The following is a 14,790-nucleotide window of genomic DNA, read 5'->3' as shown; positions in this document are numbered from 1 at the left end:
CAGAAGCCCAGACTCATAAAACGGGGCTCAGAAACCAGGCTCAGAAACCCAGGCTCAGAAACCCAGGCCGTATGGATCGTTGCCCACCAGCTCGGCGTTCTCCGCCCCGCCGCCTTCGGACAGGCGGATCTTCAGCGCCAGGCCGTCGCGCGAGTCGGCCTTGGCCAGCGCTTCCTCCAGCTCGATGCGGCCGCTCTTGTAGAGCTTGTACAGCGACTGGTCGAAGGTCTGCATGCCCTCCTGCAGGCTGCGGTCCATCGCTTCCTTGACCTCGTGGATCTGGCCGCGGCGGATCATGTCGCGGATCAGCGGGGTGTTGAGCAGCACTTCCACCGCCGGGATGCGGCGGCCGTCCTTGCCGATCACCAGGCGCTGGCTGATCACCGCGCGCAGGTTGAGCGCCAGGTTCATCAGCACGTTCTTGTGCGCCGACTCGGGGAAGAAGTTGAGGATGCGCTCCAGCGTCTGGTCGGCGTTGTTCGAATGCAGCGTGGCCAGGCACAGGTGGCCGGTTTCGGAGAAGGCGATCGCCGCCTCCATGGTGTCGGTGTCGCGGATCTCGCCGATCATGATCACGTCCGGCGCCTCGCGCATCGCGTTCTTCAGCGCCTCGTGATAGCTGTGCGTGTCCAGCCCGACCTCGCGCTGGTTGATGATCGACTTCTTGTGCCGGTGCAGGTATTCGATCGGATCCTCGATGGTGAGGATATGGCCCGGCGAGTTCGAATTGCGATGGTCGAGCATCGCCGCGAGCGTGGTCGACTTGCCCGAACCGGTGGCGCCGACGACCAGGATCAGGCCGCGCTGCTCCATGATCAGGTCGCGGAAGATCGGCGGCAGCTGCAGTTGCTCGACCGAGGGGATCTCGCTCTTGATCGCGCGGATCACCATGCCCACTTCGCCGCGCTGCTTGAACACGTTGATGCGGAATCGCCCGGCTTCCTTCACCGCCAGCGCCATGTTGAGCTCCAGGTCGCGCTCGAATTGCGGCACCTGGCCCTCGTCCATCAGCGAGTAGGCGATCTTCTTGACCATGCCGCTGGGCAGGCCGGTGTTGCCGAGCGGGTAGAGCTTGCCCTCGACCTTGATGTTCACCGGGGCGCCGGTGGTCAGGAACATGTCCGACGCGCCCTTGTCTACCATCAGCTTGAGGAAGTAACCGATATCCACGAAGGACCTCTGGGTTGATCGCGCTTTCTCTGGCGCGTTGCAAACAGTGATTATGCCCGCCCACAATACGCGGCGACACTGCGCGAGGAATGAGTGATGGTGCACATCTTTTCCCGGCCGCCCGGGCGCATCAAGGGTATCGGCCGGGCGGCAGGTGGCTTGATCCTGGCGGCTGCGCTGCTGGCGCTGGCCGGCTGTGCCAGCGTGCCGCCGCCGGATGCCTCCATGAACCAGGCCCAGGCCCTGCTGCAGTCCGCCCGCGACGCCGGTGCGGCCGACTACGATCCGGTCGACCTGGGCTTTGCCCAGGCCAAGTTCCAGCAGGCGCAGGCCTCGATGGCCGCGCGCAAGTACGCCGATGCCGCCAACCTGGCCGAAGAGGCCCGCGCGGACGCCGAACTGGCCCGGACCCGCGCCCAGCTCGGCAGCGCGCGGGCGCAGGTGCAAGCCAAGGTCGACGAGAACACCCGCCTGCGCCAGCAGATGGAACAGGCGCCGGCACGGCCGGCTTCCGCCCCGGCGCCGGCTGCCGGCAGCAGCGCGCCGTCCACGCTGGAAGACATGCCGGCCCCATCGGCCTCGGTGCTGTCCGCGCCGCTGCCGCAAGACGGCGGCTTCCAGCCCGCGCCATCCCAGAGCGCCCAGAACCAGGACCAGGGAGGCCAGCAATGAAGCGCCTTGCCACCACCGCGATGATCGCCTTGCTGGCGCTGGCCGGACCGGCCCTGGCGGCCGGCCAGGACGACATGGACGTGAGCCGGTTGAGCTCCAGCCTCGACCAGCTCGCCAACGATCCCACCCTGGGCACGTACGCGCAGGCCGAACAGGCGCTGGCGCGCGCCGCCATCGCGCGGCTGGAGCAGTCCGGCCGCAGCGACCGGCCGCACGCGCTGTACCTGGCCGAGCGCCGGGTCGACCTGGCCAAGGCCGCCGCGCAGCTGCAGGACGCCCAGGGCAAGCTGTCCCAGCTCGACCGCGAGCATGACCAGATCCTGCTGGAGATGAGCCGCCGCGAGGCCGAAGCCGCCCGCATGGAACTGGAACGCCAGCGCATGCAGTACCAGATGGCCCAGGAAGAGGCCGCCCGCCTGCAGCAGCAGGGCATGGAGGCCTCGCAGGCCGCCGAACAGGCCCGCGCCGAAGCCGAGCGGGCCAAGAAGCTCGCTGCCGCGCAGAGCCGTGTCGCCAGGGCCGCCCGCCGCGAGGCCGAGCTGGCCGCCCAGGCCGCTCGCGCCATGCGGTCGCAGATGCAGGGCGATACCGGCGCCGCGCCCGCGGCCCCGGCCAAGAAAAAGTCCACCAAGAAGCCCGCCAGCGGCGACTGAGCACCCGCCGCAACGGGCCGCGGCCGCCTCCCAGGCGGCCGCGCGGCAAGCGGACGAGACCGTAAGAAACCTGCCGCGGCATCGTCTGCCGCGGCGGCTTGCGTGCCCCAGGGCGCGGGAGTAGGGTCGAGTGGCCTTGGGACACACCGTTCCGGGGCCTACTGACCTGAAATATGCGCCCAATCCCCCTCGCACTGTCCATCCCTGTTTCGCTGATGCGCACGGGGCGCGGGTGCGCGCGCTTCATCCGTCCGCGGGTGCGCCGATCACGCGCCCGCTCATCTCGTGAGGAGGTCGGATCATGTTCGAAAACCAGCAGCGTGACGATGTCGAAGCATTCATGAAGGCCGACGCGGAGTTCCGCCGGCTCTACCAGCACCACCGCGAACTCAAGAGCAAGGTCCACGACGCCGAGATCGGCGTGCTCCCCATCGACGACGTCACCTTGTGCGGCATGAAGAAGGAAAAGCTCCACGCCAAGGAACGACTGCAGCGCATGTGGGATGCGCGCGTTCCCCAGATGCATTGACCGCCTGATTTCCGACCGCGGCCCCGGCCCTTTCCTCTGGAAGCGCCGGGGCCGCGTGCGTCTGGGCGGCGTGAATGCCGTCGTGCACGGCAGCTCGGTTATCATCCGGCGCTTCGCCAGCAGGCCAACGACGGAGTCGCCATGACGGTTCACCAAAGCGTGCTGGAGCTGATCGGGCGCACCCCGATGGTCAAGGCCCAGCGGCTCGATACGGGCGTTTGCGAGCTGTTTCTCAAGCTCGAGAGCGCCAACCCCGGCGGCTCGATCAAGGACCGCATCGGACTGTCGATGATCGAGGGGGCCGAGCGCGCAGGCAGGATCAAGCCCGGCGCGACGCTGGTCGAGGGCACCGCCGGCAACACCGGCCTGGGGCTCGCACTGGTGGCGCAGGCCAAGGGCTACCGCCTGATCCTGGTGGTGCCGGACAAGATGAGTCGCGAGAAGATCTTCAACCTCAAGGCGATGGGCGCCGAGGTGGTGCTGACCCGCTCGGACGTTGCCAAGGGGCACCCGGAGTACTACCAGGACATGGCCGAGCGGATCGCCCGCGAGACGCCCGGCGCCTACTTCATCAACCAGTTCGGCAACCCGGACAACCCGGCGGCTCACATCGCCACCACCGGGCCGGAAATCCTCGAGCAGATGGACGGGCGCGTCGACGCCGTGGTGGTCGGCTGCGGTTCGTCGGGCACCATGACCGGCCTGTCGCAGTACTTCGCCAAGCACTCGCCGGACACCGAGATCGTGCTGGCCGATCCGGTCGGTTCGATCCTGGCGCAGTACATCAACGAGGGCATCCTGTCGGACAAGTCCGCCAGCTGGATGGTCGAAGGCATCGGCGAGGATTTCCTGCCGACCATCAGCGACTTCTCGCGGGTGAAGAAGGCCTACGCGATCGCCGACAAGGAAAGCTTCCTCACCGCGCGCGAGCTGCTGGCCAAGGAGGGCATCCTGGGTGGTTCCTCCACCGGCACGCTGCTGGCCGCGGCGCTGAAATACTGCCGCGAACAGACGACCCCGAAGCGGGTGGTCACGCTGGTCTGCGACACCGGCAACAAGTACCTGTCCAAGATGTACAACGACTACTGGATGCTCGACAACGGATTCATCGAGCGCCAGCAGCACGGCGACCTGCGCGATCTGCTGCTGCGTCCGTTCGCCCAGCGCGACACCGTGGTGGTCGGCCCGAACGAGCTGCTGATGACCGCCTACACGCGCATGAAGCTGTACGACGTCTCGCAATTGCCGGTGATGGACGGCAACCAGCTGGTCGGCATCCTCGACGAGTCGGACGTGCTGATGCACGTGCACGCCAACGAAGTGCGCTTCCGCGACCCGGTTTCCACCGCCATGATCACCTCGCTCACCAAGCTCGACGTGCATTCCCCGATCGAGGCCTTGCTGCCGGTGTTCGAGCGCGGCCACGTGGCCATCGTGGTCGACGGCGACCAGTTCTTGGGGTTGATCACCCGCATCGACCTGTTGAACTACCTGCGCCGCAAGGTGCACTAAAGCCCGCGCGAAAGCCCGTTGAAACAAGCCCCGGGAACAATCGCCAGCCTTGCGCAGAACCCCCTTAAGGAACCGTGCCCATGTGTGGAATCGTTGCCGCCACCGCCCAGCGTGACGTTGCCCCTCTGCTGATCGCCGGCCTCAAGGCGCTGGAGTACCGCGGCTACGACTCCGCCGGCCTGGCCGTGCTCGACGAGCACGCCATCCGGCGCGTGCGCGCCAAGGGCAAGGTGCGCGAGATGGAAGCCCTTTACCTGGCCGACCCGCTGCCCGGCTGCACCGGCATCGCGCATACGCGCTGGGCTACCCACGGCGTGCCAAACGAGGCCAACGCGCACCCGCACATCGTCGGCCGCGTGGCGCTGGTGCACAACGGCATCATCGAGAACTACGCGACGCTCCGCGCCGAGCTGCAGTCGCGCGGCCACGTGTTCACCTCCGAGACCGACACCGAGGTGATGGCCGCGCTGATCGAGGAGCGCATCGCCGGGGGCATGAGCCTGCGCGACGCGGTGCTGGCCACCGTGCGTGCGCTCGAAGGCGCCTATGCCATCGCGGTGATCAGTCACGACGAGCCCGGCCACGTGGTCGGCGCGCGGCGCGGCGCGCCGCTGCTGGTCGGCCTGGGCATCGGCGAGAACTTCCTGGGGTCGGACGCGCAGGCACTGATCCAGGTGACCAATCGCATGGTCTACCTGGACGAAGGCGACGTGGTCGAGATCACCCGCGACAGCGTGCAGGTCTACGGCCTGGACGGCGCGCCGGTGGAACGCGCGGTGCACCAGAGCGAGCTGTCCACCGACGCGGTCGAGCGCGGCGAATACCGCCACTACATGCAGAAGGAGATCCACGAGCAGCCGCGCGCAATCAGCGACACGCTGGAGGCACGCATTGGCCCGCACGGCGTGCTGCCCAACATCTTCGGCGTCGGCGGCGACGAGCTGCTGGACAAGGTCAAGGGCCTGCACATCATCGCCTGCGGCACCAGCTACCACGCCGGCCTGGTCGCCAAGTACTGGATCGAGGAGTACGCGCGGCTGCCGGTCAGCGTAGAAGTGGCCAGCGAGTACCGCTATCGCGACACGGTCGTGCCGGAAGGCACGCTGTTCGTGGCCATTTCGCAATCCGGCGAAACCGCCGACACGCTCGCGGCCATGCGCGAGTCGCGCCGCCGCGGCTACCTGGGCACGCTGGCGATCTGCAACGTGCCCGAATCGTCCGTGGTGCGCGAGGCGGACCTCAAGCTCATGACCCGCGCCGGCCCCGAGATCGGCGTGGCCTCCACCAAGGCCTTCACCACGCAGCTGGCGGCGCTCGCGCTGCTGTGCCTGAAGCTCGCCGAGCAGCGTGGGCTGGATGCGGCGCGCTACGCCGAACTGTGCGCGCAGCTCGCGCACCTGCCCCGCGCGATCGAGGAGGCGCTCAAGCTGGAGTCGCAGATCGCCGAGCTGGCGGCGATGTTCGTACCGCTGAACCACGCATTGTTCCTCGGCCGCGGCGCGCAGTATCCGGTGGCGCTGGAAGGCTCGCTCAAGCTCAAGGAAATCTCCTACATCCACGCCGAGGCTTATCCCGCCGGCGAACTCAAGCACGGCCCGCTGGCGCTGGTGGACGAGGAGATGCCGGTGGTCGCCGTGGCCCCCAACGGCCCGCTGCTGGACAAGCTCAAGTCCAACCTGCAGGAAGTGCGCGCTCGCGGCGGCCGCCTGATCGTCTTCGCCGACGGCCAGGCCGAGGTGGACGAGCACAACGCCAACGGCGCCACGCTGCGCGTGGATGGCGGCGGCTCGCTGATCGCCCCAGCGGTGTTCACCGTGCCCTTGCAGCTACTCGCCTACCACGTCGCCGTGCTGCGCGGCACCGACGTCGACCAGCCGAGGAACCTGGCCAAGTCGGTGACGGTGGAGTAGACCCGGGTTTGGGCGTGCCGCTGTCGGTGCGAGGTTCCAACAGGAGCGCCGGCGAGGCAGGCGGCATAAAAGAGATTCCCACGGCGGCCCGGCAGCTCGATGCGCACGCCAATGTTTAGCCTGGATCATCGGCGGCGGGAGCCGAGTTGGAAGCTCTATTGGCTGCGGGTTCCAACCCAACTGGTCATCTATTCCGGTAGCGGCCGAACATTGTGCTGGTGCCGAGCACGTAGCCTGCTGATGAGCCTGCGCATGTAACGACGCGCGCCAGCACCATTAACCTACTTGCCAAAATAAACCTATTAGGTTAGTCTTGGCACATGGAGAAAAGCACCCCTCATTGCAAGCTGGCCGTCGTGAAGACCTTGCTTGCCGACGGCAAGGTGCGTTCTACGTTCTCGGCTTTGGCGGATGGCGCTGCCATGGGCTTCGACTTTGCGGGCATCGTCGGCGTGGTTTCGTCCCTGACCCCGAAGGATTTCTACAAGAGCATGACTACCCAAGCGGATCATCGGGTGTGGCAAGACGTGTACCGGCCCAGCGCGTCCGCTGGCGAGGTCTACCTCAAGCTGACGGTCATTGATGACGTACTCATCGTGTCCTTCAAGGAGCTTTGACCATGAAATGTCCATCGTGTGCAAGCGCTGAACTGGTGCGAGACACCCGCGACATGCCCTATACCTATAAGGGCGAATCGACCTTCATTCCTGGCGTCACCGGCGACTTCTGTCCGAGCTGTGGGGAAATGATCCTTGATGTTGCCGAGTCGGCACGTACCAGTGCGGTGATGCTGGATTTCAATAGGCAGGTGAATGCCTCAATCGTTGATCCCAGCTTCATCGCCAGTGTCCGAAAGAAGCTGGCACTCGACCAGCGCGAAGCTGCCGAAATTTTCGGCGGCGGCGTCAATGCGTTCTCGCGATATGAAACCGGTAAGACCAAGCCGCCCCTGGCGCTGGTGAAGTTGCTGAGGGTGCTTGATCGTCATCCTGACCTGTTGAGTGAAGTCAGGGTCGCCTAACCGGTATCAAATCAGTCGTCACTTTCATCCACGTAACCAGGCTTTCGGGTTACAGCGCCATAAGATCCGACAGAGTGTCGCGCATCTACACCAGCGCTTCCTCGCTCGATGCGTGTTGGTACTTCTAATCGGTCGACCCAGCTGTTGCAAAGGAAAGGCGACCGACCGCATCAGTCTGACCTGCGGCTGCCAAAGCAGCCCCAGGTTGGCACATCGTTACGCGAAACTACGCACCTGCCAGCAAGCTTTGAGCCTGGCTCAACCGGCAATGCGGTCCATCACGTCGCTGAGGCCTGCCCGCCAATCGGGCAGCGCCATGCCGACCTTTCGCTGAAAGTCCGCGTTGTCGAGCACCGACCAGGCCGGCCGGCGCGCGGGCGTGGGGTAATCGGCGGTGGCGATGGGCAAGACGCGCGGGGCACGTGCGAGCAGTCCACGCGCATGGGCTTCCTCGAAGATCGCGCAGGCGAAGCCATGCCAGCTCGTATGCCCACTGGCCACCAAATGATGCGTGCCGAGAAGTCGTGTGCGGGCTGCGGGTTCGCTGAAGCAGCGGTCGAGCGCCGCGAGGCTGGCCCGCACGATCAGCGCCGTGGACGTGGGCGCGCCCTGTTGGTCGGCCACCACGCGCAGCTCCTCGCGCTCGGCGCCCAGGCGCAGCATGGTGCGCAGAAAGTTGTGGCCATGCGGCGCATACACCCAGGCGGTGCGCAGGATCAGGTAATCCGCACCGCTGGCGCGCAATGCCTGCTCGCCAGCGAGCTTGCTGCGGCCGTAGGCACCGAGTGGGCCGGTCGGGGCGTCGACGGGGTAGGGCGTGGTCGCCATGCCGTCGAAGACGTAGTCGGTGGAGTAGTGCAGCACCAGCGCGCCGTGCGCGGCGGCCCAGGCGCCAAGTTCACCGACCGCCTCGCCGTTGATGCGCGTGGCCAGCGCTTCTTCCTGCTCGGCGCGGTCGACCGCGGTGTAGGCGGCTGTATTGACGATCACGTCGGGGCGCACGCGAGCGAGCAGTGGCGTCAGGCTTGCGGAGAGATCGCCGATCTCGCCGCGCTCGCCGTTCCAGAGCACGCCATCGCGCGAGGCGGGTACCAGCTCGCCGCGCGCGGCCAGGCCGCCGTCCTCCATGAAACTGCGGCCGAGCTGGCCATTGGCGCCCAGCAGCAGGATCTTCATAGGGTGAACGCCGGCAGCCGGTCGGCCGGCACGTCCTTGAGGAACGGTGCGCGCGTGTCCTTTTCCGACAGCAGCGGTGCGCTGACCGGCCAATCGATGCCGATGTCGGCATCGTTCCAGCGTATGCCGGCGTCGCCCTCGCGGTCGTACAGCGCCGTGCATTGGTAGCTGAAGGTGGCGAACTCGGAAACCACGCAGAAGCCGTGGGCGAAGCCTTCGGGAATCCAGAAATGGCGATGGTTGTCGGCGGTGAGCATGACGCCAACCCAGCGCCCGAAGGTGGGCGAGCCGCGGCGGATGTCCACGGCGACGTCGTAGACCTCGCCCTCCAGCACGCTGACCAGCTTCCCCTGCGGGTTGGGCCACTGGTAGTGAAGGCCGCGCAGCACGCCCTTGGCCGAGCGCGAGACGTTCGACTGCACGAAACGCCGGTCGATGCCCGCTTCGCGGTACTTCGCCTCGTTGTAGCTCTCGTAGAAGAAGCCGCGGGCGTCGCCGAACACCTGGGGCTCGATGACCAGGGCGCCCGGCAGCGACGTCTCGATCACCTTCATCGCACGGCTCCCTGCCCGATCAGGTTCTTGAGGTAGGCGCCATAGCCGGTCTTGGCCAGAGGCTCGGCGAGCCGCAGCAACTGCGCCTCGTCGATCCACCCGCGGAGGTAGGCGATCTCCTCCGGGCAGCACACCTTCAGGCCCTGGCGGTGCTCGATGGTCTGGATGAAGTTGCCGGCCTCCATCAGCGACTCGTGCGTGCCGGTGTCGAGCCAGGCATAGCCGCGACCGAGCTGTTCCAGGTGCAGGTTGCCCTGGTCCAGATAGCAGCGGTTGAGGTCGGTGATCTCCAGCTCGCCGCGCGGGGAAGGCTTGAGCGAGGCGGCATGGTCACACACGTGCTCATCGTAGAAATACAGGCCCGTGACGGCGTAGTGCGACTTCGGCTGCGCAGGCTTCTCTTCCAGGCCGACCACGCGACCCTCAGCGTCGAACTCGGCCACGCCGTATCGCTGCGGATCACGCACCCAGTAGCCGAACACGGTGGCCCCCTGCTCGCGTGCGGCCGCGCGCTGCAAGCGCTCGGTCAGCCCCACGCCATAGAAGATGTTGTCGCCCAGCACTAGGCAACTGGGCGCGCCGCCGAGGAACTCGCGGCCGATCAGGAACGCCTGCGCCAGGCCGTCGGGCGAGGGCTGCACGGCGTACTGGATGTCCATGCCCCACTGCGAGCCGTCGCCCAGCAGGCGCTGGAAAAGGGCCTGCTCGTGCGGCGTGTTGATGACCAGCACCTCGCGGATGCCGGCGAGCATCAGGATCGCCAGCGGGTAGTAGATCATCGGCTTGTCGTACACCGGCAGCAGCTGCTTGCTGATGCCCTGGGTGATCGGGTACAGCCGCGTGCCGGACCCGCCGGCGAGGATGATGCCCTTGCGTGCGCTCATGCGTGTTTCCTCACGATCCCAGCCGTTCCATGCGGTAGCTGCCGTCCAGCACGCGCTGCACCCAGAGCTGGTGCGCGAGGTACCAGTCGACGGTCTGCGCGATGCCGCTCTCGAAGGTCTGCGTGGGAGCCCAGCCGAGCTCATCCTGCAGCTTGCTCGAATCGATCGCATAGCGGCGGTCGTGGCCGGGGCGATCCTTGACGAAGGTGATCAGGGACTCGCGCGCTCGCCCGTCGGCAAGGGGGCGGCGGGCATCGAGCAGCGCGCAGATGGTCTTGACCACCGTGATGTTCTCGCGTTCGGCATTGCCGCCCACGTTGTAGGTCTCGCCCACGCGGCCGGCTTCCAACACGCGACGGATGGCGCTGCAGTGATCGCCCACGTAGAGCCAGTCGCGGATGTTCCTGCCGTCCCCGTAGACCGGCAGCGACTCGCCGGCGAGCGCCTTCTGGATGGTGAGCGGGATCAGCTTCTCGGGGAACTGATAGGGGCCGTAGTTGTTGGAGCAGTTGGTGGTGAGCGTGGGCAGGCCGTAGGTATGGTGGAAGGCCCGCACCAGATGATCGGAGGCGGCCTTCGACGCCGAATAGGGCGAGTTGGGCGCGTACGGCGTGGTCTCGGTGAACTTGCCCTCGGCGCCCAGCGAGCCGTAGACCTCGTCGGTGGACACGTGCAGGAAGCGGAAGGCTTCGCGCGCCGCGCCTTCCAGGCCGCGCCAGTAATCGCGGGCGCATTCGAGCAGGCCGAGCGTGCCTACCACGTTGGTTTCCACGAACGCGGCCGGGCCATCGATCGAGCGGTCCACGTGCGACTCGGCCGCGAAGTTCACGATGGCCCGCGGCCGGTGTTCGGTCAGAAGCCGGGCCACCAGCCCCCGATCACCGATGTCGCCCTGCACGAACACATGCCGCTCGTTGCCTTCGAGCGAGGCCAGGGTGTCGAGGTTGCCGGCGTAGGTCAGCTTGTCCAGGTTGACCACGCGCAGGCCATCGGCGACCGCCTGCAGCACGAAATTGGCGCCGATGAAGCCGGCGCCGCCGGTGACGAGCAAGGTTTCCATAGCCCAGAAAGTCCCAGTCCAAAACACATATTGTGCACTGAATCCAAGGGTTTTCCGAGCACGATGCACCTCATCCGCTTGGTGGAAATTAAGGCAATCCGGCGGTTCGCAGTTAAGATGTCGCCCCCACACCCGCGCCGCGTCCGACGGCGCCAAGCGAAGGATCAGTCATGACCAAGAAAGCCGACGCGCCCCTGGGGCTCGGTACCCGTGCCATCCATGCCGGCCAGCATCCGGACCCGAGCACCGGCGCGATCATGACGCCGATCTACGCCACCTCTACGTACGTGCAAGAGAGCCCTGGCAAGCACAAGGGCTACGAGTATTCGCGCACGCAGAATCCCACGCGCATGGCCTACGAGCGTTGCGTGGCCGACCTTGAGGGGGGTGTGGCCGGTTTTGCCTTCGCTTCGGGCCTGGCCGCGGCGGCGACCGTGCTGGACCTGCTCGACTCGGGCAGCCACGTGATCGCAATGGACGACCTTTACGGCGGCAGTTACCGCTTGTTCGAGCGCGTCCGACGCCGCTCGGCCGGGCTGGATTTCAGTTTCGTCGACCTGAACGACGGCGCCGCATTGAAAGCTGCTCTCAAGCCCAACACCCGGATGATCTGGGCCGAGACGCCGACCAATCCCATGCTCAAGCTGGTGGATCTGGCCAAGGTTTCCGCTTTCGCGAAAAAGCACGGCCTGATTCTGGTGGTGGACAACACCTTCTGCTCGCCGATGGTGCAGCGGCCGCTGGAATTCGGCGCGGATCTGGTGCTGCACTCCGCCACGAAATACCTCAATGGCCATTCCGATATGGTGGGCGGCATCGTGATTGCCGGCAGCCAAGAATTGGCCGAGTCGATGGCGTTCCTGCAGAACTCGGTGGGCGCGGTGGCCGGCCCATTCGATGCGTTCCTCGCGATGCGCGGTCTGAAAACCCTGCACCTGCGCATGCGCCAGCATTGCGCCAGCGCGCTTGAACTGGCCGGCTGGTTGGACAAGCACCCGGCCGTCGAGCGGGTGATCTACCCGGGCCTGAAAAGCCACACGCAGCATGCGTTGGCCAAGCGCCAGATGCAGGGTTTCGGCGGCATCATCAGCATCGAGGTGAAAGGTGGGCTAAAGAAGGCGCGTCGCATGCTGGAACGCTGCGAGCTGTTCGCGCTGGCCGAGTCGCTGGGCGGCGTCGAGAGCCTGATTGAGCACCCGGCCATCATGACCCACGCCTCGGTACCGCCGGCCAACCGCAAGCGGCTTGGTATCAGCGATGCCTTGGTGCGGTTGTCCGTGGGCGTGGAGGACATCAAAGACCTGCGTGTGGAACTTGCTGCTGCGCTGGCTTGATCCCGCATCCATCGGCCATTCGGCTCCTTCGTTGCTTAAACGCTCACGTAAGCCATTGGCTATCAATAGACGTTAGCAGAACGCTTGGAACTCCATGATTTCAGCTTACAAGCTCGCTGATCCGCTTTCCCCATACCGCGCGCTGTCCCGCCATCTTGCGTTGGTGGTGCAGATGGCGCGGCGCGATGTCGTTGGCCGCTACCGCGGCTCGTTCGTCGGGTTGCTGTGGTCGTTTTTCAATCCGCTGCTGATGCTGATGATCTACACGTTCGTCTTCGGCGTCATCTTCAAATCGCGCTGGAGAGGGCAGACCGGCGGCCAATTCGAGTTTGCCGTCATCCTGTTCGCAGGCTTAAACATCAATTCGATGTTCACCGAATGCGCCAATCGCGCCCCAACCCTGATCGTGGAGAACACGAACTTCGTCAAGAAGGTGGTGTTTCCGCTGGAAACGCTCTCGTGGAGCGTCATCGGATCGGCGCTGTTCCATCTGCTGGTCTCGACGCTGGTGCTGCTTATCATCGAATGGCTGGCGAATGGAGCGGTTCCCTGGACGGCCGTGCTGTTCCCGGCGGTCATCGCCTGCTTCCTGCCATTCGTGGCTGGCGTCGTCTGGCTGCTGGCGTCGCTGGGCGTGTTCCTGCGCGACCTCAAGCAGGCAATCGGCATCATCACCACAGCGCTGATGTTCCTGGCGCCGATAATGTATCCGAAGGAAACCATCCCGGTCGCGTTCCGCAACTGGATGTACCTGAATCCGCTCACGGCTATCGTCGAAGCATCACAGGACGTACTGGTCTGGGGTAGGCAGCCCGCTTGGGAAATACTTGGCCTCTACACGCTGGTGTCCATGCTTTTTGCATGGCTGGCCTTTGCCTGGTTCGAGCGAAGCCGAAAGGGGTTCGCCGATGTCCTCTGACGATATGAATATCCGCGTCGAGGGGCTTGGCAAGCGCTACGAGATCTACGCGCAGCCTGCCGATCGACTCAAACAGATGCTCATGCCGCGCGTCGGTTGGGCGCTCGGCCGGCCGCATCGCGATTATTTCAAGGAATTCTGGGCGCTGCGCAACGTGTCGTTCAATGTGCGTCGCGGCGAAACGGTAGGCATCATTGGCCGCAACGGCTCAGGCAAGTCGACGCTGCTGCAGATGGTGTGCGGGACCCTGCACCCCACCGAAGGCTCGGTGGCCGTGCGTGGGCGCATCGCTGCTCTGCTGGAGCTTGGTGCGGGTTTCAACCCCGAATTCACAGGCAGGGAAAACGTCTACCTGAGCGGCTTGCTCTATGGCATCTCCGAGAGCGTGCTGCGCAGCCGATTCCAGTCGATCGTGGACTTCGCCGATATCGGCGATTTCATCGACCAGCCGGTGAAAACCTACTCCAGCGGCATGTACGTGCGCCTGGCTTTCGCCGTCGCTGCACACGTCGATGCCGACACGCTGGTGATCGACGAGGCGCTCAGTGTCGGCGACGTGCGATTTACCCAGAAGTGCATGCGCTACCTGCGGGACTTCCAAAAACGCGGCACGCTGCTGTTCGTGAGTCACGACACGGGCGCGGTCACCAACCTATGCAGCAGAGCCATCTGGCTGGATGGCGGGGAACAGGTGATGGATGGTTCGGCGCGCGATGTGGTCGAGCGTTATCTGGCTGCGCAACACGCCGCTGATCGTGCTTCGCTGGGTGAGTCGGTAACTGTACGTACAACCGCCAACTCCGACCTGCCTGCTACCGGAGAAGACCACGGCATGCCCGCTGACGTCGTGGACCCGCGCAAGGCGGTGCTCAACGGCGAGGCAACGCGGAACTTGATCGAAGTCTTCGATTTCGACCTGGAACAGATCGATTCCGAGTTCGGCGCCGGTGCGGCGCGCATCGTCAACGTGCAATTGCAATTGCTGGGCGGTGATGGCAAGGCGCACCGGCTGGTCGCCGGCGGCGAGGTGGCGGACCTCTCGATCGACGTGGACGTGCTGCAACCCATCGACGCACCTATTTTCGGATTCTACGTAAAGGATCGCTTGGGGCAGCGAATTTTCGGCGACAACACCTACGTCAGTTACCACGAGCGGCCGGTTCAGGCGCAGCCAGGCACTCGTCTGCGTGCGCACTTCCGTTTCCGGATGCCGGTGTTGCCCAGCGGCGACTATTCAGTCGACGTCGCGCTCGCCACCGGTACACAGGAAAGCCACACGCAGCAGCACTGGATCCATGATGCGATCAGCTTCAAGGCACACGAGAGCACCATGCGTCACGGGCTGGTGGGGATTCCCATGCACCGGATCGAGATCGAACAGGTGGGGGCGTAACCG

Annotated in this window: 15 protein-coding genes; 10 read left to right on the top strand and 5 right to left on the bottom strand. The window is 65.5% G+C overall.

Annotated elements, in window-relative coordinates:
* Positions 1-54: 54 nt before the first annotated feature.
* Positions 55-1,170 (bottom strand): PilT/PilU family type 4a pilus ATPase, encoded by a 1,116-nt coding sequence (locus VGU65_RS12355; RefSeq protein WP_327476133.1) that lies wholly within the window; start codon positions 1,168-1,170, stop codon positions 55-57.
* 96 nt (positions 1,171-1,266) lie between these two features.
* Between VGU65_RS12355 and VGU65_RS12350 the strand changes: the two genes are divergently transcribed.
* The 7 genes from VGU65_RS12350 (at position 1,267) to VGU65_RS12320 (ending at position 7,467) form a co-directional block, all read left to right on the top strand.
* Positions 1,267-1,842, top strand: a complete 576-nt coding sequence (locus VGU65_RS12350) for a DUF4398 domain-containing protein (RefSeq protein WP_327476131.1) — start codon at positions 1,267-1,269, stop codon at positions 1,840-1,842.
* Complete coding sequence (locus VGU65_RS12345) at positions 1,839-2,495, top strand: hypothetical protein (protein ID WP_327476129.1); 657 nt, start codon at positions 1,839-1,841, stop codon at positions 2,493-2,495. The genes VGU65_RS12350 and VGU65_RS12345 overlap by 4 nt, the downstream gene beginning before the upstream one ends.
* Positions 2,496-2,796: 301 nt before the next feature.
* Complete coding sequence (locus VGU65_RS12340; RefSeq protein WP_327476127.1) at positions 2,797-3,024, top strand: HP1242/YdcH family protein; 228 nt, start codon at positions 2,797-2,799, stop codon at positions 3,022-3,024.
* A gap of 141 nt (positions 3,025-3,165) precedes the next feature.
* On the top strand, positions 3,166-4,536 hold the full coding sequence (locus VGU65_RS12335) for a pyridoxal-phosphate dependent enzyme (RefSeq protein ID WP_327476125.1): 1,371 nt from the start codon (positions 3,166-3,168) through the stop codon (positions 4,534-4,536).
* An 80-nt stretch (positions 4,537-4,616) separates the two neighbouring features.
* Positions 4,617-6,446 (top strand): glutamine--fructose-6-phosphate transaminase (isomerizing), encoded by a 1,830-nt coding sequence (glmS, locus tag VGU65_RS12330; protein WP_327476123.1) that lies wholly within the window; start codon positions 4,617-4,619, stop codon positions 6,444-6,446.
* 320 nt (positions 6,447-6,766) lie between these two features.
* Positions 6,767-7,063: a type II toxin-antitoxin system MqsR family toxin gene (locus tag VGU65_RS12325; RefSeq protein ID WP_327476121.1), complete on the top strand. Its 297-nt coding sequence runs from the start codon at positions 6,767-6,769 to the stop codon at positions 7,061-7,063.
* 2 nt (positions 7,064-7,065) lie between these two features.
* On the top strand, positions 7,066-7,467 hold the full coding sequence (locus tag VGU65_RS12320) for a type II toxin-antitoxin system MqsA family antitoxin (RefSeq protein WP_327476119.1): 402 nt from the start codon (positions 7,066-7,068) through the stop codon (positions 7,465-7,467).
* Between the two features lie 258 nt (positions 7,468-7,725).
* Here the strand turns inward: VGU65_RS12320 and rfbD are convergent, their stop codons facing one another.
* The 4 genes from rfbD to rfbB are packed head-to-tail and all read right to left on the bottom strand — an operon-like array spanning position 7,726 to position 11,141.
* Positions 7,726-8,643, bottom strand: coding sequence for a dTDP-4-dehydrorhamnose reductase (rfbD, locus tag VGU65_RS12315; RefSeq protein WP_327476117.1), 918 nt, complete (start codon positions 8,641-8,643; stop codon positions 7,726-7,728).
* Positions 8,640-9,197: a dTDP-4-dehydrorhamnose 3,5-epimerase gene (gene rfbC, locus VGU65_RS12310; RefSeq protein ID WP_327476115.1), complete on the bottom strand. Its 558-nt coding sequence runs from the start codon at positions 9,195-9,197 to the stop codon at positions 8,640-8,642. Before rfbC ends, rfbD begins: the two co-directional genes overlap by 4 nt.
* Positions 9,194-10,081 (bottom strand): glucose-1-phosphate thymidylyltransferase RfbA, encoded by an 888-nt coding sequence (gene rfbA, locus VGU65_RS12305; protein WP_327476113.1) that lies wholly within the window; start codon positions 10,079-10,081, stop codon positions 9,194-9,196. The genes rfbC and rfbA overlap by 4 nt, the downstream gene beginning before the upstream one ends.
* Before the next feature lie 10 nt (positions 10,082-10,091).
* Positions 10,092-11,141 (bottom strand): dTDP-glucose 4,6-dehydratase, encoded by a 1,050-nt coding sequence (gene rfbB / locus VGU65_RS12300; RefSeq protein WP_327476111.1) that lies wholly within the window; start codon positions 11,139-11,141, stop codon positions 10,092-10,094.
* A gap of 170 nt (positions 11,142-11,311) precedes the next feature.
* Here rfbB and VGU65_RS12295 point away from each other — a divergent pair, with 170 nt between their 5' ends.
* The 3 genes from VGU65_RS12295 to VGU65_RS12285 all read left to right on the top strand — a co-directional run bounded on the left by VGU65_RS12295 (position 11,312) and on the right by VGU65_RS12285 (position 14,787).
* Positions 11,312-12,475 (top strand): trans-sulfuration enzyme family protein, encoded by a 1,164-nt coding sequence (locus VGU65_RS12295; RefSeq protein ID WP_327476109.1) that lies wholly within the window; start codon positions 11,312-11,314, stop codon positions 12,473-12,475.
* A gap of 94 nt (positions 12,476-12,569) precedes the next feature.
* Positions 12,570-13,394 (top strand): ABC transporter permease, encoded by an 825-nt coding sequence (locus VGU65_RS12290; RefSeq protein WP_327476107.1) that lies wholly within the window; start codon positions 12,570-12,572, stop codon positions 13,392-13,394.
* Positions 13,384-14,787, top strand: a complete 1,404-nt coding sequence (locus tag VGU65_RS12285; protein ID WP_327476105.1) for an ABC transporter ATP-binding protein — start codon at positions 13,384-13,386, stop codon at positions 14,785-14,787. Before VGU65_RS12290 ends, VGU65_RS12285 begins: the two co-directional genes overlap by 11 nt.
* Positions 14,788-14,790: the final 3 nt, after the last annotated feature.

The organism is Frateuria sp., from assembly GCF_035943815.1.
Lineage (GTDB): Bacteria > Pseudomonadota > Gammaproteobacteria > Xanthomonadales > Rhodanobacteraceae > Frateuria_A.
The sequence above is the reverse complement of the archived record's forward strand: the minus strand, read 5'-3'. Positions and strand labels throughout refer to the sequence as shown.